The following is a 26,779-nucleotide window of genomic DNA, read 5'->3' as shown; positions in this document are numbered from 1 at the left end:
CAGCGTCATAGAATAATCTCTCGGCTAACAGGTAACTCTACTAATGCCCAAGCGCATTTTTCTAACTCTATTGCTTCTTCCTACAACAGTGAAGGCGTCGGCTGATGGTGGCATGATGCTAAATCTGATTGCGGGCGATCAGCCACAGGGCGCGACCTCGTTGTTCAGCGATGGTACGTCAGAGTGGAGAGCCGGACTTTTTTTAGATAAAGATGTAAAAAAGAAGCCGAAATTTTATGATCTTGTTTTGCACTATACCCGAAAGTATGACGTTCCTTCCGCACTGGTATTAGGAATCATCAAGGCCGAATCGAACTTTAACCCAAATGCTATTAGCTATAAGGGCGCAAAAGGCTTGATGCAGTTGATGGATATGAATTCACAACATTGGAAAATTGATCCCTTCAAACCAGAACAGAATATAAAAGTCGGAACAGCAATGATTTCTCGTTTGCTAAAGAAGTATAAGGGAAATATTGATTTGGCCCTTGCCGCTTATAATGCAGGGGAGGGGAATGTGAAAAAGTATCGTGGTATTCCGCCATATAAAGAAACACAACAGTACATTATTAAAGTTAAACATAATATGAAGCTGTATGATGCTATTATTCCACCGGCATCATTCGGTTCATTCCCATCGCTTTTCCATAATTGATTTATACCCAAGCTACTTCTACACGCAGGACTCATTCTCAAAGGGCGAGTTTACTTAGCTTCTATGTGTTGTTAGCGATTTTTAATTTAGAACCATTAGCTCTGTAGTACTACTCCCTGGCCAAATTTATCAGTGATTGGTTGTGAATAGAACGTGATAATATGTAGTTAAGAACAAAAGTTGTGCTTAACGCGTTCAGTTGCGCTAATTTATTAATACTCAAACGAATAAATAAAAATGAGGAAGTGGGTTTGAAGCTTTGGGGATGTTTAGTCTTTTGTTTGCCTTTTGTAGCCTACGCTGATGTTACCGAGCCGGATGGCCAAACCGATAAGAGTCGGGATGAGGGGTTTATTAGCGTTGATGACTTGAGGGTGAAACGAGATGGTGAGCAAGCCTGGGGGATAGCTGCCGTCGTACGAAATGCCACAATACCTTATGCAACAAGTGATGTTGTTGAGGATTCCAATGTTTCTACTTTTGTTCCTATGATGTTTTATCAGGGGGACAGATTTTTTCTCAACGGTACTGAAGGTGGTTTAAATATATATCGTCAGGATGATTGGGAAGTCAATGCTCTGCTACGCATGCACTTTATCGATATTCCATCATCGTTTCAGAATCAAATTGGTGGAGATACCGGAGATCTTGGTTTTCAGTTCAAGTACCAGTTTGATGATGGTTTATACAGTACACTGGAGCTTTTGTCCGATCCTGATGGCCGGATAAGCTCTCTAGCCTCTTTAGGTGGTGTTTATCTTCATGGCAATTGGGGGATCAGGCCTGAAGCGTCATTGCTTTGGAAAGAGTCGGCCTATAACAGTTATTATTACGGCTTAACGTTTGAGTCGATCAATGCGGGGGTAGATCTTAAATTCGGCGCATCGGCAAGTTACCACGTCACCTCAAATTTGTACTTATTAGGTGGTGCACATGTCACCCGCTTTGACAGCAATATACGTGACGCCAAGATTGTGGATGAAGATTGGCAAGGTGAGGCATACCTTGGCTTTGGTTTCTTCAACGATGCCAAAAAACCAAGGAAGTCATCACTGAAGAATCAGCCTTATTGGCGTATTGCTCATGGCTGGGCAACGCCATCAAATATCGGTGAGATTTTTTCAGGCAACACGGTGAAAGATGAGTTTAACAACCAACTGACGTCGCTGTTTTACGGCCATCCGCTGACGGACGAGTTGTTCGGGCTCCCGCTTGATATTTACCTGACACCTGGTTTTGTTTGGCACTGGAGTTCAGATGTTCAGAGTTCGACACAAGAATACGTAGTGGCGATTAAAGCTTATTACACCGTAAACTGGCCAGTTGAATGGCGCTTCGGGGTTGCTGAAGGCTTATCGTACATCAACCATATATCTTACATTGAGCAAACTGAGATGGATAGAAAGGGCTATGAGCCGAGTAATTTACTTAACTATCTGGACTTTTCATTTGATGTAAATTTAGGTGATCTCTTTAATCAAAAATCCATGGACGGGGTATGGTTAGGTTATAGCCTTCATCACCGATCAGCTATTTTTGAGAATGCTTCACAGTTTGGTCGTATTAAAGGGGGCAGTAACTACAATACGGTTTATCTGCAGTTTGATTTTTGATCGTGTCAGAATCCAGAAAAAAGCCTTACCCGTTAGCAGTAGCAGGTAAGGCTGTTAGCGAAAGCGCTAGTAAATAAGAATGCAAGTGTTAGTCATTAGCCCATGTTAGGCGGTAATTTTTTCTAATTCCGATTTTGCGTCGGCTAACCCTTTAGCTGCAAACTCTTCACCCATATTGAGAGCTTCGCTATACACAAATTCGACATTTGTTAGGCCGACAAAGCCAAGAATTGTTTTTAGGTATGGCACCATGACATCAGAAGCACCGTCTTTATGCATACCACCACGAGTGGTGACTACAATGACTTTTTTGTCGGTTAACAGGCCAACAGGGCCGGTTTCGGTGTAAGTAAAGGTCACGCCGGCACGAGCAATCAAATCAAACCAGTTCTTCAGCTGAGTTGGTATAGAGAAGTTATACATAGGCGCGGCAATCACAAGCGTATCACTCACTTTGATTTCTTCGATCAGCTGGTTTGATAGCGCCAGAACTTCTTGCTGGCGTTCTGTCAGATTCTCTCCACCGCGAAGGCCGCCAGCGATCTCACCATCAAGTACAGGTAATGGGTCTGCGGCAAGGTCGCGCTCAATGACTGAACTCACTTTACCTTCCCAAGATGTCACTAAGTGATCAATTAACCCATTTGATTGAGAGTAATCACCGAGGATGCTTGATTTCAATACAAGTACGTTTGACATAACTAATTCCTTTGCTCTTTGTGTTGGCTTGGAAGTAACTATATTGAACCAGTGAGCTTGAAGAAAGCGGAAAAAATCGTAGGAGTCATTCGAAAAAATAGAACAGCATTGAGGGAGGGAAAAGTTTTTACTTATCAAGGTTATATTCGAAGTTTGGAAAAGTGTACATAGCGGTTTTATCGCTTTGAAGTGCGGTGTCTGTCTCTTTGTGTTTGATAAAATAGGTCGTTATCCATACGGCGAGCCAATTGTCGCCGAGTTTGCACGATGGCCTATATGGAGATATAGAGGTATTGGGTTACGGTGTGAATATGCTGGCACTGATGTGGGGAGAATATATGGCTGTTTGGGTAAAAAAATAGCCCGAAACGACTCCTGTCTCGGGCTTAGGGGAATGGCTCGTGAGAGCCTTGCGCTAACTGGTTAGTAAATGGAGATCAATTACACTTTCAATGGTAGTTCAAGCAGTACAATTTGCCAGTTTTGCTCGCGAGAATGTCATTCAATTCTGATACACCTCTAATTTAACGTTAACGCCATTCAAATATTCTGAAATGGCGGAGAGTTTTGTGCGCAGGCTTTTTGATTGTGCTTCAAATATCAAATAAATTGGTATCGCGAACTAGCTCGCGAGGAAGCCCATTCTTGATACGGTTGCTGACCCACTTACCAATGCCGATTGGGTAGTCACGGTACGTTACAATGATTTCCCCTTTGCCTGATAGACTCTCTGGGCGGATATCGCGGCCCATGAACCATTCTTTCGCTTGTTCGGATGTCAGGTCGAGAGCCACTTTCTCGTTGCCTTTTGCTAACGACATGATGGCCTCGTGCTGCCAGCGATAGCCCTTCTTATGTTGTTCGGCCAGCTTGATGCCAATACGCTGGAAGCGGATCTCGCCAATCAAATTACGCAGTTGCGATGGGAACAGCCACACTTCCTTGTCCCGGATCCAAATGTCTTTGTCATCAGGCAGGGAAATATCCAAATCAGCTTTGATACCGCTAGTAATGTACTGCTGATCTTTTGCATTGGCTAAATTGAATGGGAATTTACCCAAACGTTTTTTGACCTTAGGAGACTCAACAGAATGGTGTTTGCGGATACGCGCGACAAAGAAGCCTTCACTGTCAAAAATCTGCGGGTAGACATGAAGGAAGCCATCATCGGTTAATGCTTGTTCCGCACCATCGAATAGGTGAGTCAGAGGCTCGAATTCGACCGCATCACCAAAAGTGTCTTTTAAGAAATGACAGACTTGTTGGTTTTCCGAGAGGTTAAGAGTACAAGTTGAATACACCATGACACCGCCAGGTTTCAACGCCTGGAAGGCGCTGACAATCAGATCACGCTGTACCGAGGCAATTTCCTCTACAGAGGCAAGGCTCCAGTTCTCCATCGCATCGTCATCTTTTCGAATAGCACCTTCACCGGAACATGGTGCATCGAGCAAAATAGAATCGAAAGACTCAGGTGCCCAGCCGCCAAAGACACAACCATCAAAGTGGGTGAGAGATGTGTTATGGACGCCACAGCGCTGTAGGTTGGAGTGCAGGACCTTGATTCGGCTTGCTGCAAGTTCGTTAGCAACAAGCGCACCGCGGTTTTCCATGGCAGAGGCGATCTGGGTTGTTTTTGAGCCCGGCGCGGAAGCCATATCCAATACACAGTCCAATGCATCGTTGTCTTTCAACAAGGCAGTTACCGGCATCATTGAACTGGCTTCCTGAATGTAGAACAGGCCAGCCATGTGCTCTGCAGTATTGCCGAGAGAAACGGTATCCTCATCTTCACGCTCAATCCAGAAACCAGTATCGCACCAAGGAACGGGAGTTAGCGTCCAGTCTTTATCGGCGACACGAGCTAGGAAGTCTTCCACACTGATTTTTAGCGTGTTAACACGGATACTACGGCGTAACGGCGTTTTGCAGCAGGCGATGAACTCATCCATGTTCAGGTGCTCAGGCATGATCTGGCGGATTTGCTCAATGAAGGCTTCGGGAATGTGAATATTCGGATGCAAGGGACTATCTCGTTTAACTAGCAATGGGGCGTGAGTCTATAACAAACAGTGCTAATAATCGATGTTTGAGGATTAGAATCAGGCAATTGTTCCACTAGATATATACCCAAGCATCTTGAGGGTGCTTGGGTATAGTTATTTATATCGAATTTTATTCTTTTCGATGGAAAAGAAAAAGGAGCGCAGTGCGCTCCTTATAGGTTAATGCATGGGGAGGTATTACGTTCCTTTTAGTGGCGAGGAATGGCTGTTCGCCAAGTTCTCCACTGTGGCTTGGCTTGTTGATGCAGCAGGTAATGGGTTTCCGGCTTGGCTTTTGGTGACAAAGGTTGCTCTTCCGGAGTTGCGAAGGCGATGCCACCACGAATTAGGCTATCTACGGTACCACTTTGAACCGAAGCCCCAGTTAGTCCAATCGTGACGTCGATACCTGATACATTCCAGAATACGGTGTCAGTACGAACGAGGTGACTATATTCTTGTTCAACCTGCGCCTCGACAATAACACGATCGGCCAGTTCGCCCAGTGCCACGTTAACGACTTGGCCAACCTGGATATCGCGATAGAGCAGTGGAGTGCCTTGGCTTATTGAATTGCGGTCTTCACTTTCCAAGATCACCGTCAGTCCCGACTTAACCAGCTCGGATGTACCCAGTTCAAATGTCTGGGAATAGTGCCCGTCACCCGGTGTTACGGCAATATAACTGCTCAATAATGTATCCAGGTTCTTTGCACCGCTGATACTAATTTGAGGTGTTACAACCCAGAAGTAGCTGTTTGACTTAGCGAGCAACTCCGCATATTTCGGGAAAAGGCGTGCTTTTACCTTGATGTTACCTGCATTAAAATCCGGAATTGTTTCAATCACTTTACCAACATTGACGCCTTGATAGCGGATGTCGGAATTGGTAGAAATCGCTTTGGCATTATCAGCCGTCATCGTGATCAGCAAGCCAAAATCTTTGGCTTCATTCAAGCTAGAGTACAGCTTGTAACGGTTGCCGACCTTATTGGTAACACCTTCTAGCTCGTCAAAAGCAATGCCGCCTTTGATTAGGGTGCTAATTGGGTCGGCTTTGACTTTAACTCCACCAAGACCAGCTTCAACTTCAACCCCTGAACGATTCCAGAAAACGGTATTGGGTTTGATCAGGTGGCGATACTTATTACTTATCGTAATAGAGATAGTGACGCCGTCACGTGTGAGGGCGTAGTTTCTGACTTCACCAACTTGCAGGTTACGGTAGAGGATCGGGCTGCCTTCGGAAACCGGAGGTAACTCGTCGGCAAATAGGGTAAATCGGGCAAGTCCTTTGGCGCTGTCTGCTGCTAGTTTTGCTAGTTGCAGGTTTTCATATAGCGGATAGCTTTTTTGAATTTTAGAGCTACCAGTACTGGTAAAGCTAATACTTTGGCTGATCAGTTGGTCGGCAGGTGGCACGTTAACATCAATACCTCTTGAGCTAATGTTTGCCTGGATGCCGCCATCAAGATAAAAGCGACTGGCAGAGCGAACCAGTGAGGTGTGCTCTGGTTTTACGATGACATCAAAACGGACTTTGTTGTCTTCAAATGCCACTCTTTTTACTCGACCCACTTCCAAGCCAAGATGCTTTAGCTTAGTCCCACGTTTAATGCCGTGGCTGCTATCAGCGTACAGAGAGAAGGTGGCAACTCCCGGAAGTTGTTCCTGTAACTCATCTTCGGTGATTGCCTTGAACTGTCGTGTCGTTTCACCTTCTCCGGGGATCAGGGTCAGGAAATTACCGCGGATCAGGTTGCCGATGTTCTTAACACCGGTTAACGAGAGCTCGGCCTCTTCAAGTAGCATCCGAGAGCCGGTGGTCAGCAAATCACTCATACTCGGCTCAATTGCTGCGTGAGCAATAATCTTCTGGCGCTCTTTGTCTAGGCGAAGATCCGATATTTGACCGATTTTTAATCCGCGGAAGATGATAGGAGCACCACTTGTATTGATGTTATTGTCATCTGGCAGGTCGATAGTAATCGCAATACCGCGGCCTGCAGTATTGAGATCAGGGTAGAGGCGGAATAAATGATTATCTTCAATCGCTAAGCCTTCGTCCGGTGAATCAAAGGCAATCGCACCGCCGATCATCGCGGATAGGCTTTCAAACTGAACATCGATACCGTTAAAGCCGACATTGGCACTCATACCGCTTACATTCCAGAAGCGGCTCTTATTGGTAACCAGTTCGGCATATTGTGGCTTGATCAATATATCAATCAGAACACGTTTTTTATCATTGCTGAGGGTATAGTTATAGACTTCACCCACAGGGATCTTTTTATACATTACTTGAGAGCCGATGCTGACCGAGGCCAGATTAGGTGAACGTAACTGTATTTTTAGTCCTTGTCCCAACGGGATGTCAGAAGGCTGGGTATCTAGAGCGGCAAACTCAAAGGCTGCTTTACCGGCACCCGGCTGGAGCGCAATATAGTTACCGGAAACCAATGCATCAAGGCCCGAGATACCGGTAATTGACGCTTTGGGTTTTACCAGCCAAAAACGCGTCCCTTCCTTGAGTGTCTGAACGGCTTCAGGATAAATGTCCGCTTCGGCGTAGATGCTTTGCAGATCTTCGGACAAGCTAACCTCACGTACTATACCAACTTCCAAGCCTTGGTAGCGGATGGTGGTTCTTCCCGCAGTGAGGCCCGCGGCATCACTGAAGTGGATTTTTATCCTTTCCCCTGTCTCATTGACGGCTTTATATACAAGCCAGCCTGCAAGAGTCAGCGCAAGTAGTGGCAGTATCCATAAAGGAGAAATGCCTCGGTCACGTTTAATGTCGACCGGTTCTGGTTGCCGGTTATTAAGTCCGTTGTTCATAGTTGTCCCATATCAGACGAGAATCTAAGCTTTCTGCAGAGAGCATGGTAAGCACCACCACAACGCCGAAGGCAATCGCCCCGGGGCCTGGCGTAAAATCAAGAATTTGGTCACGGTCAATTAACGCTACCATGAGAGAGATAACGAAAAGATCCATCATCGACCACTTTCCAATCCACTGGATGACCCGATAAAGTTTCATGCGCTGGAGGTGGTTAACCTCGCGCTTAAACTGGATGGTCAATAAGATAAATGCCAGCCCAAGAATTTTAGCGGCTGGTACGACAATACTGGCGACGAAGATAATGATCGCAATACCGGCCATGTCACTTTGGATCAGTGAGGCGACACCGGAAAAAATGGTATCTTCCACCCGCTTTCCATTGTTGAGAAATATTGAAATAGGGAAGAGGTTGGCCGGAAAAATAAATACAGCCGCGGCGATCAGGTATGCCCAGGTTTTCTGAATCGAATACGGCATACGATGATATAAAGATGACGCGCAACGCACACAACTCTCGGCATGTGCCTGAGTCAGGTGACAAGTGTGACAATGAACTTCTAGCTCGTTGGTTTTGTGATCGGTTTCTGGCTTCCATGCTTCCCAATAGCGATTGACACTGATGCGGGTGATCAATAGCGACATGAGAATTTGCAAGAGCACTAATGAGTACAGGCCGGGACCGACGTAGATATCGGCATAGTCCTGAACTTTAAAACAAGAGATCCCAAGGCTGACAAGAAAAACATCAAACATCGCCCAGTATTTAAGGTGTTCAATCATCCACAATGAGGTACGGAACAGGCGGAAATGCTTGAGTTTTAAACCTACCTGAGCACTGACAACAGATAAGCTCACCAGCAAGGGGGCAATCGTGCTACAAAACAGGATAAGAATAGCCACTGCCGGAAAATCAGAAGCGAGGGTGAGTGTTCCTGATGGTAGCGTAGCCGGGATCATGACGCCAAAAAGGCGAATGGTAATTAATGGAAAAAAGTGAGCAGGAATGAAAAGGATCAAACAAGTCATAGCAATGGCTAGCTCACTGCTAAAATGGCTGACACCTCCGCGATAGAGTCGGGTATTGCAGCGAGGGCAGTAGGCACTGTGTCCACGTTGGGTTACCTGAGGCATCACAGGTAGGTCGCAGCCGGGACATAGTCTTGCCGTAGACATGATTGTTTAATCCTTTATAGACAAAAACTTGATGTTTCTGAGCGTTAGCTTGAAAAAACGAACACTATATTATTTTAGGTTCATTCTGGCTACCGATAGTTGGTCATTGGATTCAGAAGTTGTCGGGTCAGCTGATTGTACTGAGCCATATAACGTCTGATAGAGGCCTTCTTCTTTTACTAGCTCCGAATGCGTGCCGGTTTGACTGACTTGGCCGTCTTCGAGCACATAGATTAAATCAGCTTGCTTAACCGCGGATAAACGGTGCGCCACAATTAGGGTCGTTCTATTAGCTAAAAACTGGTTAAGAGCAGTATGAAGTGCAGCCTCTGTCGCTGTGTCCAATGCCGATGTTGCTTCATCAAGTATAACGAATTCGGGGTTAGCAAGAATCATTCGCGCAATGGCTAGACGCTGACGCTGACCACCAGACAACTTTATACCCTGACGACCGATTTCAGTATCCAGGCCACTTGTTAAGCGTTGGGTCACGTCGGTCATTTGAGCGATTTCGAGCGCTTGCCATAACTGCGTATCGGTAAATTCGCCACCCAGTGTGAGATTATGTCTTAATGTATCATTAAAAAGAACGGGGTGCTGTAACACAACAGCCATCTTGTCTCGCAGCGCTTCGTAGCCAACATCTTCGATAGGGTGGCCATTGATGATAATGTGTCCACTGTCTTTCTGATAGATACCCAGTAGCAATTGGATCAAGGTCGATTTACCACCCCCTGACGAGCCAACAAGAGCAACACGTTTGCCAGATGGAATCGATAGGTTTAGCCCACGGAGAACTTCTTTATCTTCATCATAGGCAAAGTGAAGATCTCCGACATCAATCTGTAGGGTTTCACCATCGGTAAAAGGATCGACTTTAGGTGTTGGACGTACTTCTTCTTCAAGTAAAATCAAGCCATTTAGGCGTTGCATGGCAGCCGATGCGCTATACCACGCAAACTGGATACCTAATAGCTCCTGAACCGGGCCTAGCATGAACCATAGGTAACCAAAAACAGCAAACATTTGACCAATGGTTAAATCACTAAACAGCACCATGATCATGGCCATGGCACGGAAAAGCTCGAAACCGACCAAGAACAGAAGAAATGAAAGACGGCCTGCCGCCTCGGATTGCCATGCGTACTTGTCAGCATCATGGCGAATGTCGTTGGCATTGGATTTTAGTTGAGCCAGGAATTCTCTTTCGCGGTTGGCTGCACGTAGCTGATAGATACCGTCAAGCGTTTCGACTAATCGTTGCTGGAACCTTTCAAATGCCTGGTTCTCTTTTTTCTTTAGGGTCTTAACACGATTTCCCATCATGCGTGAGGCATAGACCACAATCGGGTTTACCAACAGGATGAATAAGCCAAGTTGCCAGTTTAGCCACAGGAGAATGGCAGCCGTTCCCATTACTGTCAGCAAGCCAATGAGAAAGCGACTAAGGGTATCCCCAACAAACTTATCGATGGTTTCAACATCAGTGATGAGGTGGGAGGTAATTCCGCCGCTGCCACGTTCCTCATACTGGCGCATGCTGATACGACCCAACTTATCAATCAGGTGCCGACGCATATTATAAGTGATGTCTTTCGCGACAAGTGTGAATTGTCTGCTTTGAAGAATATTCAGTGCCTGGCTGCCAATACGCATTAATACCACGAAAACAAGGACAAGCAGAATATAGGCAGTTGGCTGATGCAATGACTCTGGCAAGAAGATGTTGAGGAACTGAATTCCACCCGCTGGTTTATCCAACAATATTTCGTCAACCATTAATGGCATCAGTAAAGGAATAGGTACGCTAATTAGCGTAGCCATAATAGCGATGATGTTTGCTACGACGAGTCTAGGGCGGTGATGTTTTGCTTGCTTTATCAACCAAGACCAGTTAATCATTTGATTCGGATTGCCTTTCACTGTGATAATGATTCCCATTACTAATAAGAATTTTCATTCTAACGGCTATAAAAGGAGTAAGCCATGGAAATTAGAGCCGCTACTTATAAAAGACTCACAAAACAGGCCATTGCACTGATCGAGGGTGAGCCGGATCTCATTGCTAATATCTCTAATATTAGTGCGTTACTGAACATGGAGTTAGAAGATATTAACTGGGTCGGTTTCTATTTCTTGAAAGACGACCAGTTGGTTCTAGGGCCTTTTCAGGGCAAGCCGGCTTGTGTTCGTATTCCGGTTGGAAGAGGGGTGTGTGGTACCGCAATATCAGAAAACAAGGTGCAACGTGTTGATAATGTGCATCAGTTTGAAGGGCATATTGCCTGCGATGCTGCCAGTAATTCTGAGATCGTGATTCCCTTTACCGTGAAAGGTAAATTGTATGGGGTACTGGATATTGATAGCCCAAATTTATCAAGATTTAACCAAACTGATGAGGACGGACTGGTTTCTTTGGTTGAAGAACTACAAAAAAGGCTCTAATTGCATGCTTTCGGTGGTTTTTCAGCGTTAGGTAACTATAATAGCCACACTATTTCTTTTTGATCAAAGTACTAACGGCGAGGTTGACTCGCATTTGTCAGGAAAGTCCATGGAAAACTCTGAAAAGCTAACGAACAGTAAAGAAGTGATTGCATACATTGCTGAGCGTTTCCCAAAATGTTTTACTGTTGAAGGTGAAGCAAAGCCTCTAAAAATTGGTATCTTCCAAGATCTCGCTGAGCGTCTTAACGAAGATCCAAAAGTAAGTAAAACACAATTGCGTACCGCTCTGCGTCAATACACTTCTTCCTGGCGTTACCTTCACGGTGTAAAAGCTGGTGCTAATCGTGTTGACCTTGATGGCAACGACTGTGGTGTGTTGGAAGAAGAACACGTAGAACACGCGAAAAAAGCACTTGAAGAAAGCAAGGCTAAAGTACGCGCTCGTCGTAAAGAGCAAGCAGAAGCGAAAGCTGCTGCAAGCAAAGATGGTGAAGCTAAAGCGAAAAAAATTCGTGCAAAAACGGCTAAACCAAAGAACACTAAGCCAAAAACGACTAAGCTAAATAAAAAGCCTGCTGAAACGACCCGTGCACTGACTGCTGATGAAGTGAAAGTTGGCAAAGACGTTAGTGTAAATATGGGCAACGGAAACATGCCGGCGACTATCGTTGAAATTAATAAGGACGATGTGCGTGTTCGTTTAACCAATGGTCTAACCATGGTAGTTAAGGCGGAACACCTGCGTTCGTAAAGGAGAATGCTCGACGTATGAAATGTCGATTCCGTTTCTCACTGATCGCTGCTGGCATGATGCTAGCAGCTTCAGCTCAGGCCCTAGAGGCCAAGTACTCGCTAAGTGACTTGCCGCAGCTTGCACCTGAAAAGCAGCATGCAACGGCAAGTAAAAGGGTTGCTTCTCGATTTACCCGATCGCATTACAAGCAATTCTCACTTGACGATGAATTTTCATCCAATGTCTTTGATCGTTATATCGAGATGTTGGATTTCAATAAAAGCTTCCTAACCGCTTCAGATATCAAGCAATTTGAAAAGTGGGAAACACAGCTAGATGATCAGCTCAAAAGAGGTGAGTCCATTGCTGCGTTTGATATTTTCAATAAGTTGCTTGAACGTCGCTATGACCGCTATCAATACGCATTAACTTTGTTAGATAGGGAAATCCGATTCGATATCGATGAAGATTTTGTTATCGATCGTTCTGAGCTCGATTGGGCGAAAGATCGTAATGAGCTAAATGAATTATGGCGTAAGCGCGTAAAATACGATGCCTTAAACTTGAAACTCACGGGTAAAGAGTGGAAAGAAATCAAGGAAACGTTGGCTAAGCGTTACAATAATGCTCTCAAGCGACTAACACAGACTCACAACGAAGATGTATTTCAGATCTACATGAATGCATTTGCACGTGAAGTCGATCCTCATACCAGCTATTTATCTCCACGTAATGCTGAACAGTTTCAGGCTGAAATGAACCTTTCGCTTGAAGGTATTGGGGCAGTATTACAAGTTATCGATGACTATACCGTTATTCGATCTTTAGTCGCTGGTGGTCCGGCATCTGCTTCGAAGCAACTTGCTGCGGGTGATCGCATTATCGGTGTTGCCCAAGATGGCAAAGATATGGTGGATGTGATCGGTTGGCGTCTTGATGATGTCGTTCAGTTAATCAAGGGGCCTAAGGGCAGCAAGGTTAAACTGGAGATCTTGCCGGAAGGCAAGAACGCAAAAAGTTACGATGTAACTATTACGCGGGACAAAATTCGACTGGAAGACCGTGCTGTGAAGTCATCTGTGAAGACCTCGCAGGGCAGAAAAGTCGGTATTATTGAGATTCCTAGCTTTTATGTCGGTTTGTCAGAAGATACCAAAAAAGAAATTGGTAAGCTAAACGATCAGCAGGTAGATGGCATTGTTATTGATTTACGTAACAATGGCGGCGGTGCTTTAACGGAAGCGACTGCATTGACTGGACTGTTTATTAATAGTGGCCCAGTGGTTCAGGTACGTGATAGTTATGGGCGGGTAAAAGTAAATGGCGATTCTGATGATCGTGTTTATTTTGACAGCCCGTTAACGGTACTGGTTAACCGCTACAGTGCCTCTGCTTCTGAAATTTTCGCTGCTGCGATGCAAGATTATGGTCGTGCAGTGGTTCTCGGTGAACAATCGTTCGGTAAGGGTACGGTTCAGCAACACCGTTCTCTAAACCACATTTATGATTTGTTCGATAAACCCCTTGGCCACGTTCAGTATACGATCCAGAAGTTCTACCGTATCAATGGCGGCAGTACCCAGAACTTGGGGGTAGTACCTGATGTCGCATTCCCGACGGCCATTGATCCGGCAGAAACCGGTGAAAGTGTCGAAGATAATGCTCTACCTTGGGATAGTATCAAGCCGGCAAACTATCAGAAGATTTATAATTTTTCTGCAGTGTTACCATCACTGAAATCAAAACATGAAGCGCGTATCAGTAACGATATGGAGTTCAATTTTATACAGCAAGATATTACTCAGTATAAAGTTGAAAAAGATATTAATACGATCTCGTTGAATGAAAAAAAACGTATTGCTGAGCAAGAGCAAGATGAAGCAGATCGTCTAGCTCGCTTGAATAAGCGTCAAAAAGCGTTAGGTGAAAAAACCTTTGCCTCTTTGGATGATATTCCAAAAGACTATGAAGCGCCTGATGCTTATTTAAATGAAGCTATCGCAATTACGGCAGATTTAGTGAGAACACAAAGCTAAGTAATTAGATTTGATATTCCAAACGGCACCATCATGGTGCCGTTTGTTTTTATAGTAATAAATATCCGAGCCTCCTTTCTATTAATCATAACGTCATATTTTTCTAACTTCTCTTATATCAAACGGAACAACATTTTGATCTAATCAAAGCGACACCAGCCGTTTGAGAGCAACTTAAATTAATGAATTTATAGTGGTTATGTATTAAATCAATTTACGATCACTTGTATTAATTGGCTTTTTCAAATCTTAATTCATGTCTCAAAAATGAGACTGTGTACCGAAAATCTGCGATATTCCCCGTCTTTACAAAGCGCAGAGTAACATTGCCGACTAGGGTTTTAAGAAGTGCTTTGTTTTGCTGTTGGGGTAGTGCTATGTTCAAATCGATGTTGATTGCAGCTACATTATTATTTAGTTCGTTTAGTTCTCATTTGTATGCCGATGATTTAACAGAGTTTGATTACCCCCTGTTGTTAGGTGACTGGTATTGGTTTAGTAATTCTGAAGAAGGAGTTAACAGTGAAGGCACAAGTTATCGTGCGATGAATATTAAATTTAAATCCTCTTATCGGTTTGTTATTCGGCTGCTTCAAGTTGATGGCACAGTTGATGAGTGGGATGGCAAATATGATATTGATGAAACCACAGTAACTTTTCTTTCTAGAGGCCAACCTGAACAGCAACATAGCTACATGCTTAGTTATAATCAATTTATGCTTGATGGTGCAAGGTTTACGAAATTAGCACCAGAAAACCTACCCGGTAACTGGCGATCGTCACGGATCTCAGGTCAAGATGTGGGTGACAGCGTCTCTGGTTTATCGATTTCTCTACGTCCAGACTTCTTATTCTCAGCTGAGGTTTCTGGTTCAAATGGTAAGAAGAAAGAGCATAATGGTATTTATTTTATTGAAGATGATCGCATCGTTTTAATATACGAAGATGGCCAGCATGATAGTCAATTCCTTTTAGGATCCGATACATTAACGTTAACGAACAAGCAATTTGGTATGCAAGCAATAATGGTGAGAGAGTAGGGTATATAATCTTTTGTCGATAGCATTAAAATAAAAAAGGCCTGCAAAAGTTGCAGGCCTTTCTAGTTTGTATCTGAAACTAGCTGTTGGCGATTTTAAATGCGCTACGTAGTTTCGACAAATAGGCCTCATCGTGACAGATGCTTTTGCCTGGTTCGTCTGAAATCTTGGCTACCGGTCGCCCTTCACACTCTGTCAGTTTGATCACGATATTGAGTGCTTTGGCATTGGGCAAATCACAAGTTAGTTGTGTACCTATGCCAAAACTGGTGTTGATCCGGTGAGCAAAATGCTTATAGATATCCAGTGCTTTGTTTAAAGTCAGGCTATCTGAAAACACAAGATGTTTTGTTTTTGGATCAATACCTTGTGACTCATAGTGCTGAATAGCACGTTCACCCCACGAAATAGGATCGCCACTGTCATGGCGTAGTCCGATATAACGTTCAGATAAACGTAAGTCGAAGTCACGCAAGAAAGCATCTGTGTTGATGCAGTCGGTTAGCGCTATACCTAATGAATCTGGGTATTCTTGTAACCAGCGGTTCAGAGCCAGCTGTTGAGAATCGGCAAGTTCGCCAGAAAGTTGTTGGTGAGCCTGGAACCATTCGTGTGCTTGAGTACCAAATGGTGTCAGGTTGCAGGTGCGCGCCAAGTGATAATTTGAAGTACCTTTAAATTCAGGCATGTGATTTTTGAGGTAATCAACGATATGGTGCTGTACGTCTTTTGAAAAACGGCGGCGTGAACCAAAATCAACCAAAGAAAATTGGCTCAGATCTGTACCTTCAGCTTCAGCTCTTCTGTAGAAGTCTGCAATTTTATCTTTCAATAGTTCGACGGCATCCTGCGGGGATGCATCTGGATAGCATTGTGCAGAACGTACTTCACTGATAATCGCAAGAAGTGGGACTTCCCATAAAATAATATCAATCCATTTACCAGTGATTTTAATCGTGAGCTGCTCACCGGAGGCATCAATCTCAACTTGCTTGCTGTTTAGCTTAAAGCTTCTCAGGTACGCTAGGTAGTCGGCCTTGAAGAAGGGTAATGTCGCTAAATAAGCCAATTCTTCTTCAGTAAAAGATAGCTCCGCGAGCAGGTTAACCTGAGCCTGGATATCGTTACAGTAAGGACGGAGGTCTTCTTGGCCGCGGCAGCGAAATTCAGCAACTGCCTCAACATTTGGGTATTGATGGAAAATCGCTTGCTGCATATGAAACTTATATGCGTCTGTATCAAGCAGGGAGTCGATAACCCCATTGTGTCCTGTATGAGTCATAGCTTATGTAGTTGTTTATCGCAATCCGAGAATTTTACATTATTTTGAGCCTATTTTGGCCGAATCCAGTCAAAATAGACGAAAAAAATAGGTGCGTACCTTACGCTTAAACCTTGAAAACAACAAGTCCACCCTCCATATTTTTTAATACAGGGTTATCTTCTGTGTATCATCGCTATAAACCTTCTGTTGATACTGTAATAACTTGAATAAGTAAATTTAAAATTTACTTTGCTCAAGCTAATTTAGATTTATACCCCCAGTAACTTTATGTCTATAGGGCTATTGGATGATCTCTGTTCGAGGTTAACTAGCATAAATTGCTTAGTTCTTCATCAGCTGATTATACTTTGTATTCAACTGCCCATGTATCCAAGGTATTACTCTTGTTAGTAAGCCTTAAAGACAGAATAATGACAGGTGTCAACCGCTTCGCGGATAACTAAGGAAAACAAATATGGCCGAACATCCAACTGCTACACAGCCAGCAGCTAAGTACCGAGCTGATTATCAGTCTCCTGATTATACTATTACCGATATTGCACTGGAGTTTGACCTTCATAATACGGCAACCCGTGTTGTTGCGGTAAACCAGGTGAAGCGACTTGCTGAGCAGCAAACGCCGTTAGTTCTAGATGGTGATGGCCTAAAACTGGTTCGCGTTGAAGTAAATGGTGATGCGTGGACAGATTATGTTGAAGGTGATGCCAACCTGACTATCAATGGATTGCCTGCAGAATTTACTCTGACAATCGAGACAGAAGTCAATCCTGAGGCGAATACGCTACTGGAAGGTTTGTATAAATCGGGGGGAGGTTTCTGTACCCAGTGTGAAGCGGAAGGTTTCCGTCGTATTACGTTCTACCTTGATCGTCCAGATGTGTTGGCGCGCTTCAATACAAAGGTGATTGCCGACAAGGCTGAGTTTCCATTCCTTCTGAGCAACGGTAACCGTATTGATTCAGGTGACTTGGATAATGGCCGTCACTGGGTACAGTGGCAAGACCCGTTCCCGAAACCAAGTTATCTCTTTGCACTGGTTGCCGGTGATTTTGATGTTCTTCGAGATAAATATACAACTGCGAGTGGTCGCGACGTCGAGCTGGAAATCTTCGTCGATAAAGGGAACCTTGATCGTGCCGACTATGCAATGACATCGCTAATCAATTCGATGAAATGGGACGAAGAACGTTTCGGCTTAGAATACGATCTTGATATCTACATGATTGTTGCAGTTGATTTCTTCAACATGGGGGCGATGGAAAACAAAGGCCTTAACGTCTTTAACTCCAAGTATGTTCTTGCCAATGCCGAGACGGCGACAGATACAGATTATCAAGGGATTGAGGCTGTTATCGGCCATGAATACTTCCACAACTGGACAGGTAACCGAGTAACGTGTCGTGACTGGTTCCAATTGAGCCTAAAAGAAGGCCTGACGGTATTCCGTGATCAGGAGTTTTCGTCTGATCTGGGTTCACGCCCAGTTAACCGTATCAACAATGTTCGTATCGTCCGTGGCCCACAGTTTGCCGAAGACCGTGGCCCGATGTCTCATCCAATCCGCCCTGAAAAAGTGATTGAGATGAATAACTTCTATACATTGACCGTGTATGAGAAGGGTAGTGAAGTTATCCGCATGATGCACACCTTGCTGGGCGAGCAAAACTTCCAGGCGGGTATGAAGCTGTACTTTGAACGTCATGATGGCACGGCAGCCACTTGTGATGATTTTGTTCAGGCAATGGAAGATGCTTCAGGTGTTGATCTTGTTCGCTTCCGCCGTTGGTATAGCCAAGCGGGTACGCCTGTGGTGAACGTAGCAACCGAGTATGATGCTGAGCAGAAGTGTTACCGCGTCACAGTTAAGCAGCATACGCCGCCGACTCCTGGCCAGGAAGAGAAACTGCCTCTACATATTCCATTTGATATCGAGCTATATAATAGCCGTGGCGAGGTTGTTGAGTTACAGCGTAACGGTGAGAAAGTGCATCATATTCTTGATGTTACAGAAGCCGAGCAGGTGTTTGAATTTGACAACATCGAAGAGAAGCCTGTTATTTCAATGCTGCGTGAATTCTCGGCACCAGTAGTACTTGAATACGACTACTCTGATGAGGAGTTGGTATTCCTCATGGTGAATGCACGCAATGAATTTGCCCGCTGGGATGCTGGCCAGATCTTACTGGGCAAGTACATCAGAGAGAATGTCGAGCGCGTTCAGCAGGGCGACGAATTTGAATTGGCTGAAGCTGTGGTTGACGCATTCCGTGGAGTACTTCTGAATGAAACCCTGGATCCTGCATTTATCGCTGAAATGCTAACGCTGCCTAGCGAGAACGAAATTGCAGGTTGGTACAAAACGGTAGATGTTGACGCGATTCATGTCGTTGTTAGTCAGTTAGAACGTGTACTGGCGACTGAAATGGAAGATGAGCTGTTGGCTATTTATCGTAGTCTGGCTCAGAAAGAGTACTGCATTTCACATGAAGCGATGGCAAAGCGCGCTCTACGCAATTGCTGTCTGTCGTATTTGGCAAATACTGAGGCTGGAAACAAACTGGCTTCTGAGCAGTATCAGCAGTCTGGCAATATGACAGATACGATGGCAGCAATGTCAGCGGCTAATAATGCACAGCTAACATGTCGTGAAGAGCAGATGGCAGACTTCAGTGACAAGTGGACACATGATGGCCTGGTCATGGACAAATGGTTTATTTTGCAAGGTAAGAACCCGGCAGAAAATGCATTGGAAAATGTGCGTAATACCATGTCCCATGCTGCATTTGACCTGAAGAACCCGAACCGTACCCGTAGTTTGGTGGCAAGCTTCTGTGCTAATAACCCAGTTCGCTTCCATGCAAAAGATGGCTCAGGTTATCAGTTCCTAACAGAGATCCTGACTGCACTGAATACCAGCAACCCTCAGGTAGCTTCACGTCTTATTGAACCGTTCCTGAAGTATCGCCAGTATGATGAACAGCGCCAGACGCTGATGAGAGCAGAGCTTGAGAAACTGTCTCAGCTAGAAAATCTAGCAAAAGATCTGTTCGAGAAAGTGCAGAAAGCACTAGAGCAGTAAGCTAGCTTGATCTTATGATATGAGCCTCCTTTACCGGAGGCTTTTCTTTTTGTCCATTGAACTATTATCCTCATTGCCAAGATCAGTCATTGTGCTCAGGAGCTAGGACCCGCTTTTCAATGAAATCCTATACTTTTAGCGTCAATATCACTTATCAATCGTATCTGAATCATTACTCGGGAGCCGCGAGCACGGTGCTTGTTGTGACTGATAATGGGTTGAAACTGCAGTTACCGGCTTCGCGTTTTCGCCCGTTCCTAAGTCAGTTAGGTGTTAAAGGACGGTTTCGTGCCACTGTGAATGTTCAAAATCGATTAGAGTCGCTTGAACAGATTGGGTGATTGGTACAGGCTTGCTAGTTACAAATTACTAACAACCAGACTTGGGCTGGACGATTTGTTGCTATGCTGTTTGTAGCGAATTTACCGATCAGCTACCCAAATAAAATTGACGTTTCAAATTAGAAAAAATAATTGTAGAAATAATTGGTTAGACCATTTTACAGAGCAGCGAACCCTCATCGCTGCTCTTTTCACCGACTTTAGATATTCCCACCAGCCAAAATCTTAACCTTAGTCACATATTCGATTTTTTCTTTCCTATCTAGTGTTATTAACGTAACCAGTTCGCAACAAAACGCCCTACAATGGCTTTCACGGAATGAATTCCGATCCCATGTGTTAGTGTCCCCAAATAGCACGTGGGCTTGGTTTAAAAACCTATACTAGATTGATAAAAGATATAACGATGGAGCATTTGCTATGACCGCACCAGACCCTATAGTGCCGGTACTGCTTGAGAAAGTGTATGGCTTAATCCAGGATAAGATTGAGACACCTCAACAGCCACTAGTAGAAGTTTTTGCTCAAAGATTATTAGGTCAACTGGCAGATGACGATCTGCTTCAACGGAATGAATCTGACTTATATGGTGCTGTGCTCAGCTTGTGGCATCATCTTGTGCAAAACAAACCTGATCAAATTTCTGTTCGTGTCTATAACCCGACACTTAGCCGCTACGGTTGGCAGTCGACACACACCGTAGTTGAAATTGTAACGCCAGATCGACCGTTCTTGGTGGATTCTGTCCGCATGACCTTGACCCGCCTTGGTATCACCAGCCACCTTATGCTCAATGGCCCGTACTTCTTCAAACGTGACGAAAAAGGCCAGATCAACAAGGCATGCTGCAATGATGGTGATCTTCAGACCTTGTTCCACATTGAGGTGGATCGTTTGAACGATAAAGCCGAGATGACAGCACTAAAAGAAGAACTAGAACAAGTGCTGCAAGACGTTGATCTGGTGGTTAATGATTGGCAAAAAATGCAGGGTAAGATGCAGGATATTGTCAAAGATCTGAAAACAGCCAAATTGCCTGTTGATGATGCTCATCGTGAAGAAGCAATTGCATTTCTTGATTGGGTCAACCGCCATAACTTTACGTTTATGGGTTACCACAAGTATGACTTGGTACCTATTGAAGGTGATTACGAGCTGATCCCGTGCAAAGAAAAGGGATTGGGCCTGCTGAGCAAACCGAAGAAAGTACGATCGCTGCGTCTTTCGGAACTACCTGAATCGGCACGCTTTGAGGCGCGTAAGCCAGAGTTGCTCATTCTGACTAAGAGTAACGGTAAGTCGAAAATCCATCGACCAGCTTATACGGATTACATTGGTATCAGGCAATTTGACGAAGAAGGCAATGTGGTCGGCGAACACCGCTTTACGGGCTTGTATGCATCAACTGCTTATCATCAGACAGCGATGAACATTCCGCTTATCAGCAACAAGATGTCACGGATCTTAAAAGACAGTGGTTATTCTGAGGGCTCTCACTCCTGGAAGGCGCTTAATAATTTGCTTGAAACCTATCCGCGAGATGAACTGATCCAGGCTAATGAAAAAGAAATGCTGGATGTGGGCTGTGGTGTAGTACAGATGCAGGATCGTGACTTGCTGCGTTTGTTTGTCCGCCGTGATCCATTCGGTCGTTTCTTCTCTTGTATGGTCTATGTCACTAAAGAGCGTTACAACACAGAATTGCGCAGTAAAACGCAGGAAGTACTTAAAGATTGCTTTGGTTCTGAGCAAAACGTCGAATTCACCACTTTCTTCTCTGAAAGCCCACTAGCGAGAACTCATTATATTGTGCGAGTTGACAATAATAACTTTGACATTGATGTAAAAGCTATCGAGCATAATTTGGTCGAGGCGGCATCGGCTTGGGAAGATCGGCTAAGTGGTTCGCTGGTTGCAAACTTTGGTGAAAGCAAAGGGACGTTGCTGGCAAAAAATTATGCTCGTGCATTCCCGCGTTCTTATAAAGAGCAGATGTTACCGGGTTCTGCTGTAGCTGATATTGAGCAGTTAGAGGGCCTAAGTGAAGATAACAAGTTAGGTATGCTGTTCTACCGTCCACAGGAAGAGGCGGTTGATTCTCACTTTGTGAAGTTGAAGCTATTTCATCGTGATGAGCCGATTCATCTGTCCGATGTGATGCCAATGCTTGAAAACTTGGGACTTCGGGTAATTGGTGAATCACCATATCAAGTGGTAACAGCAAGCGGCACCGTATATTGGATCCTTGACTTCGCGATGTTACATAATGCATGTACAGGTATTGATCTTAGCGAAGCCCGTGATCGTTTCCAGGAAGCATTTTCAGCCATTTGGCATAATGAGCTGGAAAGTGACGGTTTTAACCGACTAGTTCTTTGTGCAGGTCTAACCGGACGTGAGATCACGATTTTACGTAGCTTTGCTCGCTATATGCGTCAAGTTGGCTTCCCGTTCAGTCAGCACTATATTGAAGAAACACTATCAAGTCATAGTGATTTAGCCCGTGATCTGGTTGCGTTGTTCACATTGCGCTTTAACCCTGCGAAGAAGCATTCCGACAAAGCAGAACAAGATCATATCAAGAAACTTAACGAGAAGCTGGATCATGTAGAAAGCTTGGATGATGATAGGATCATTCGTCGTTATATGGATATGATCATGGCGACGCAACGTACGAACTATTATCAGAAAGATGAAAAGGGCAACCCGAAACCTTGGCTTTCGCTGAAATTGCGTCCGTCTGAAATTCCTGAGATCCCAGCACCGGTTCCGTTCTTTGAGATATTCGTATACGCACCAGATATTGAGGGTGTGCATCTTCGTGGCGGCAAGGTTGCCCGTGGTGGCTTGCGTTGGTCAGATCGCCAGGAAGATTTCCGTACAGAAATTCTTGGCTTGGTTAAAGCACAGCAAGTTAAGAACACCGTGATTGTACCTGTTGGGGCAAAAGGTGGTTTCGTTTGTAAACGTCAGCCGCAGATGACAACACGTGAAGAAATCTGGTCTGAAGGCCAGCGTTGTTATAAGCGCTTTATCCGGGCATTGCTTGATGTGACGGATAATATTGCTGATGGCGAATTGCTTCCACCAGCTAATGTCGTTCGTCATGATGAAGATGATCCGTATTTGGTTGTGGCCGCCGACAAAGGAACGGCGACGTTCTCCGATCTGGCGAACTCAGTCTCTGAGGATTACAACTTCTGGCTAGGTGACGCTTTTGCTTCCGGTGGTTCGAATGGCTACGATCATAAGCAAATGGGGATCACGGCCAAAGGTGGTTGGGAGTCAGTTAAGCGCCATTTCCGCGAACTGGGTATTGATTGCCAGACAACTGATTTCACTTGTGCCGGTGTCGGTGACATGGCCGGTGATGTATTTGGTAATGGTATGTTGCTATCAAAGCATATCCGCCTAGTTGCAGCCTTTAACCATATGCATATTTTCCTGGATCCGAACCCAGATTCCGCGACGAGTTGGGTTGAGCGAAACCGTTTATTCAACTTGCCTCGATCTAGCTGGGAAGATTACGATCAAAGCCTGATCTCTGAAGGGGGCGGGATCTTCTCACGTCGCAGTAAGTCGATCAAGCTAACACCACAGATCCAGAAATTACTTGGTACCCGTAAGCAAACCTTACCGCCTAATGAGCTTATTCGCTTGATTCTGAAAATGGAAGTTGATCTATTGTGGAATGGCGGTATCGGCACCTATGTTAAAGCTCAGAGTGAAACTCATACCGATGTTGGTGACAGGGCAAATGATGCACTGCGTATCAATGGTAATGAGTTACGCGCAAAAATTGTGGGTGAAGGCGGTAACTTAGGTATGACTCAACTGGGCCGAGTCGAGTTTAGTATGGCTGGTGGCTTGGTTAATACCGACTTTATCGATAACGTGGGCGGTGTGGATTGCTCGGATAACGAAGTTAACATCAAGATTCTGCTAAATAGCCTGGTTGCTGGTGGCGATCTAACCTACAAACAGCGCAATGAGTTGCTGGAGCGTATGGAAGATGAAGTTGGCTATATTGTCCTGGACGATGCTTATTGCCAAAGTGAGTCAATTTCGGTGACCCAGCAGCAACAAGTACAGCTGCTGAAAGAGCAGATCCGCTTTATTCATTACCTCGAGAAAGAAGGAAAGCTGGATCGAACGCTGGAATACTTGCCTGATGATGATACGTTGGCAGAGCGTGAAAAATCGGGCATGGGGCTGACTCGTCCTGAACTGGCGGTACTGGTTGCATACGGAAAGATGGTACTGAAAGAAGATATGGTAACCGATGAGATTGCCAATGATCCGTACCATGCACGCTTGCTGCCTGCATACTTTCCGAAAGAACTGCAAGAAAAGTATCGCTCGCAGATGGATCATCATCCTCTGAAACAAGAGCTGATTGCGACGTCATTAGCTAACCAGATGTCCAATGAAATGGGCTGTAACTTCGTGACTCGATTACAAGAGGAGACAGGTTCAACCGTTGTTGAGATTTCGTCTGCATATGCGGTTGGCCGTGAAGTGTTTAACTTTGATCGGTTCTTTGCCCAAATTCGCGAGTTGGACAATGTGATTTCGACAGAGGTACAGTACGAAATGCTATACCGTTGTCGTCGCATGTTACGTCGGGTAACCCGTTGGATCCTCCGAAATCGCGATCGCAAACTGGGTATTGAACAGCAAATTACATTCTACCAGCCGATTGTTCAGAAACTGCGAGATAACCTTGAACGTTACCTTGTAACAGAAGAGGTGCAGGAGCATAACGAGCAAGCCGCTGCCATGACGAAAGAGGGTGTACCTGAAGAGCTGGCACACAATATCTCAAGATTGAGCAGCCTGTACTCCGCAATGGATATAGCTCAGATTGCCAAAGAGCTGGATAAAGATATTGACTTTATTTCTCGAGTCTACTTTGTTGTCGGTGCTGATCTATCACTACACTGGTTCCTTAAACAAGTCCATAACCAGCCAGTTGAAAACCATTGGCAGGCACTTGCCCGGGCTTCATTCCGTGAAGATCTTGATTGGCAACAACGTCAGCTAACGTCTGCGGTGATCACCAGCTGCCAAGAGGGTGAGGAAGCAGAAGAGCTGATTGAAAACTGGATGGATGAGCATCAGGCTGCAATTCACCGTTGGGATACTGTTCTGGCTGAGTTCAAAGTGGGTACAACCCATGAATTTGCCAAGTTCTCGGTCGCGCTTCGTGAGCTAATGTTGCTCAACTTGAATTGCCGACCAGCTGTTTAATGTTTTCTGACAGCTCATAAATTACAACGTAACTCGTTTGTAAATTGAAAGGCCATTAGGTTTTGTTAACCTAGTGGCCTTTTTTCAATCAAGGAGTGTAGGGTTGGCTACGTTTTGGTTGAAAGAGTTTCGTGACAAATTACATAGAAAGTACTGATTGCTTTTTGAACACAAAAACGAAATCGTTTGCATTTGATGTGGTATCAGAAAATTATTTTTGGCTGCTAATCCCTTGTTAACCAAGGAAGTCACTGTTTTTCAGTCATAATCTCTAAAATATCATTTGAATTGGAAGGGCAATCTGTGAATAATGTACTCCCGTTTATACGGGGCTTTTTTAAGGAGGTACAATGATTTACCGCCTCGCTCGATCTGCTATTTTCAAGCTTGACGCTGAAAAAGCACATGATCTAGCTATTCAGAACTTTTCTCGCTTTACTGGCACTCCTCTCGATCTCTTCTATCGTCAATATGTTCCTGATCGTCCCGTTGAAGTAATGGGCATTAAATTCAAAAATCCTGTTGGACTGGCTGCCGGTCTAGATAAAAACGGTGAATGCATTGATGCTTTTGGTGCGATGGGCTTTGGCTTTGTTGAGGTCGGCACTGTAACACCTCGTCCACAACCGGGTAATGATAAACCACGTCTGTTTCGTGTGATTCCGGCTGAAGGGATTATTAACCGCTTTGGTTTTAATAACCTGGGTGTTGATAACCTGGTTGAGAATGTTAAGAAAGCCAAGTTTGATGGTGTCATCGGAATTAATATCGGTAAAAACAAAGACACACCTGTAGAGAAGGGCGCCGAAGACTACCTTATCTGCATGGAAAAAGTGTATCAGTATGCTGGTTATATTGCGGTAAATATTTCTTCACCAAATACACCAGGGCTTCGCACGCTTCAATACGGTGAAGCATTAGATGATTTACTGTTACAGCTTAAGCGTAAACAAAAAGAGTTAGCTGAAAAACACGGTAAATACGTACCTCTAGCACTGAAGATCGCGCCAGATCTTGAAGATCAAGAGATTGTACAGATTGCGCAATCATTGATCCGCAACGAGATTGATGGGGTGATCGGCACCAACACCACACTGGATCGTAGCTTAGTCAAAAACATGCCTCACTGCGATGAAGCCGGTGGTTTGAGTGGCCGTCCGTTGCAGAATCGCAGTACGGAAGTCATTCGGCGCTTAGCTGAAGAACTGGATGGTGCTCTACCAATTATAGGGGTAGGAGGCATTGACTCAGCAGTAGCAGCGCGTGAAAAGATGATCGCTGGTGCACAACTAGTGCAGATCTACTCTGGTTTCATTTACCATGGCCCTAAACTGGTCAAAGATATTGTCACTAATATCTAAGCGATAAAATAGATCAGAAAATGACTTGAAAGTACCTGTTAGGGTTATGCCTGACAGGTACTTTTTTATTTATGCTTTATATTGCAATAGCGTTACAGCGCTGATCTTGTCAAATTTACACTAAGCTATTGTCTTGAAGTGAAATTTATTTCCCCTTTTCTTTTAATGTAGTCACAGTAA

The 26,779-nt window shown here is 44.6% G+C and carries 16 protein-coding genes; 10 read left to right on the top strand and 6 right to left on the bottom strand.

Translation table 11 applies throughout. The annotated features are described in order from the left end of the window. Positions 1–43 precede the first annotated feature (43 nt). Complete coding sequence (locus MD588_RS19260) at positions 44–655, top strand: lytic transglycosylase domain-containing protein (RefSeq protein ID WP_265699273.1); 612 nt, start codon at positions 44–46, stop codon at positions 653–655. Between the two features lie 353 nt (positions 656–1,008). Beyond that, positions 1,009–2,268, top strand: a complete 1,260-nt coding sequence (locus MD588_RS19255) for a MipA/OmpV family protein (protein WP_265699307.1) — start codon at positions 1,009–1,011, stop codon at positions 2,266–2,268. 105 nt (positions 2,269–2,373) lie between these two features. On the opposite strand, the gene MD588_RS19250 is transcribed toward MD588_RS19255, so the two are convergent. From MD588_RS19250 to MD588_RS19230, 5 genes are all read right to left on the bottom strand, one after another. After that, positions 2,374–2,967 carry an FMN-dependent NADH-azoreductase gene (locus tag MD588_RS19250; RefSeq protein ID WP_265699272.1) on the bottom strand — a complete coding sequence of 198 codons (594 nt, stop codon included), beginning with the start codon at positions 2,965–2,967 and terminating at the stop codon, positions 2,374–2,376. A 593-nt stretch (positions 2,968–3,560) separates the two neighbouring features. Next, positions 3,561–4,991, bottom strand: a complete 1,431-nt coding sequence (gene rsmF, locus MD588_RS19245; RefSeq protein ID WP_265699270.1) for a 16S rRNA (cytosine(1407)-C(5))-methyltransferase RsmF — start codon at positions 4,989–4,991, stop codon at positions 3,561–3,563. Between the two features lie 230 nt (positions 4,992–5,221). Then, a complete protein-coding gene (locus MD588_RS19240) occupies positions 5,222–7,849 on the bottom strand; it encodes a PqiB family protein (protein WP_265699268.1) in 2,628 nt (875 codons plus the stop codon). Then, on the bottom strand, positions 7,833–9,026 hold the full coding sequence (locus MD588_RS19235; protein ID WP_265699266.1) for a paraquat-inducible protein A: 1,194 nt from the start codon (positions 9,024–9,026) through the stop codon (positions 7,833–7,835). Before MD588_RS19235 ends, MD588_RS19240 begins: the two co-directional genes overlap by 17 nt. Positions 9,027–9,095: 69 nt before the next feature. Further along, complete coding sequence (locus MD588_RS19230) at positions 9,096–10,928, bottom strand: ABC transporter ATP-binding protein (RefSeq protein WP_265699265.1); 1,833 nt, start codon at positions 10,926–10,928, stop codon at positions 9,096–9,098. A gap of 90 nt (positions 10,929–11,018) precedes the next feature. Between MD588_RS19230 and MD588_RS19225 the strand changes: the two genes are divergently transcribed. The 4 genes from MD588_RS19225 to MD588_RS19210 all read left to right on the top strand — a co-directional run bounded on the left by MD588_RS19225 (position 11,019) and on the right by MD588_RS19210 (position 15,283). Further along, positions 11,019–11,471 (top strand): GAF domain-containing protein, encoded by a 453-nt coding sequence (locus tag MD588_RS19225; protein WP_407676596.1) that lies wholly within the window; start codon positions 11,019–11,021, stop codon positions 11,469–11,471. Positions 11,472–11,580: 109 nt separating this feature from the next. Further along, entirely contained in the window at positions 11,581–12,225 is a 645-nt protein-coding gene (proQ, locus tag MD588_RS19220; protein ID WP_265699263.1) for an RNA chaperone ProQ, read from the top strand. A gap of 17 nt (positions 12,226–12,242) precedes the next feature. Further along, positions 12,243–14,243 carry a carboxy terminal-processing peptidase gene (gene prc, locus MD588_RS19215; RefSeq protein WP_265699262.1) on the top strand — a complete coding sequence of 667 codons (2,001 nt, stop codon included), beginning with the start codon at positions 12,243–12,245 and terminating at the stop codon, positions 14,241–14,243. 377 nt (positions 14,244–14,620) lie between these two features. Next, entirely contained in the window at positions 14,621–15,283 is a 663-nt protein-coding gene (locus MD588_RS19210) for a lipocalin family protein (RefSeq protein WP_265699261.1), read from the top strand. Between the two features lie 79 nt (positions 15,284–15,362). Here the strand turns inward: MD588_RS19210 and pncB are convergent, their stop codons facing one another. Further along, positions 15,363–16,565: a nicotinate phosphoribosyltransferase gene (pncB, locus tag MD588_RS19205; RefSeq protein WP_265699260.1), complete on the bottom strand. Its 1,203-nt coding sequence runs from the start codon at positions 16,563–16,565 to the stop codon at positions 15,363–15,365. Between the two features lie 457 nt (positions 16,566–17,022). Between pncB and pepN the strand changes: the two genes are divergently transcribed. The 4 genes from pepN to pyrD all read left to right on the top strand — a co-directional run bounded on the left by pepN (position 17,023) and on the right by pyrD (position 26,599). Continuing rightward, entirely contained in the window at positions 17,023–19,647 is a 2,625-nt protein-coding gene (gene pepN / locus MD588_RS19200; RefSeq protein WP_265699259.1) for an aminopeptidase N, read from the top strand. Between the two features lie 119 nt (positions 19,648–19,766). Further along, entirely contained in the window at positions 19,767–19,988 is a 222-nt protein-coding gene (locus MD588_RS19195) for a DUF2835 domain-containing protein (RefSeq protein WP_265699257.1), read from the top strand. Positions 19,989–20,408: 420 nt separating this feature from the next. After that, positions 20,409–25,238, top strand: coding sequence for an NAD-glutamate dehydrogenase (locus MD588_RS19190; protein WP_265699255.1), 4,830 nt, complete (start codon positions 20,409–20,411; stop codon positions 25,236–25,238). A 350-nt stretch (positions 25,239–25,588) separates the two neighbouring features. After that, positions 25,589–26,599: a quinone-dependent dihydroorotate dehydrogenase gene (pyrD, locus tag MD588_RS19185; protein WP_265699254.1), complete on the top strand. Its 1,011-nt coding sequence runs from the start codon at positions 25,589–25,591 to the stop codon at positions 26,597–26,599. Positions 26,600–26,779: the final 180 nt, after the last annotated feature.

Origin of the sequence: Photobacterium obscurum, from assembly GCF_026191635.1 — a bacterium.
GTDB classification, from domain to species: Bacteria; Pseudomonadota; Gammaproteobacteria; order Enterobacterales; family Vibrionaceae; genus Photobacterium; species Photobacterium obscurum.
Note: the sequence above shows the minus strand (reverse complement) of the source record. Positions and strands in the feature narration are given on the sequence as shown.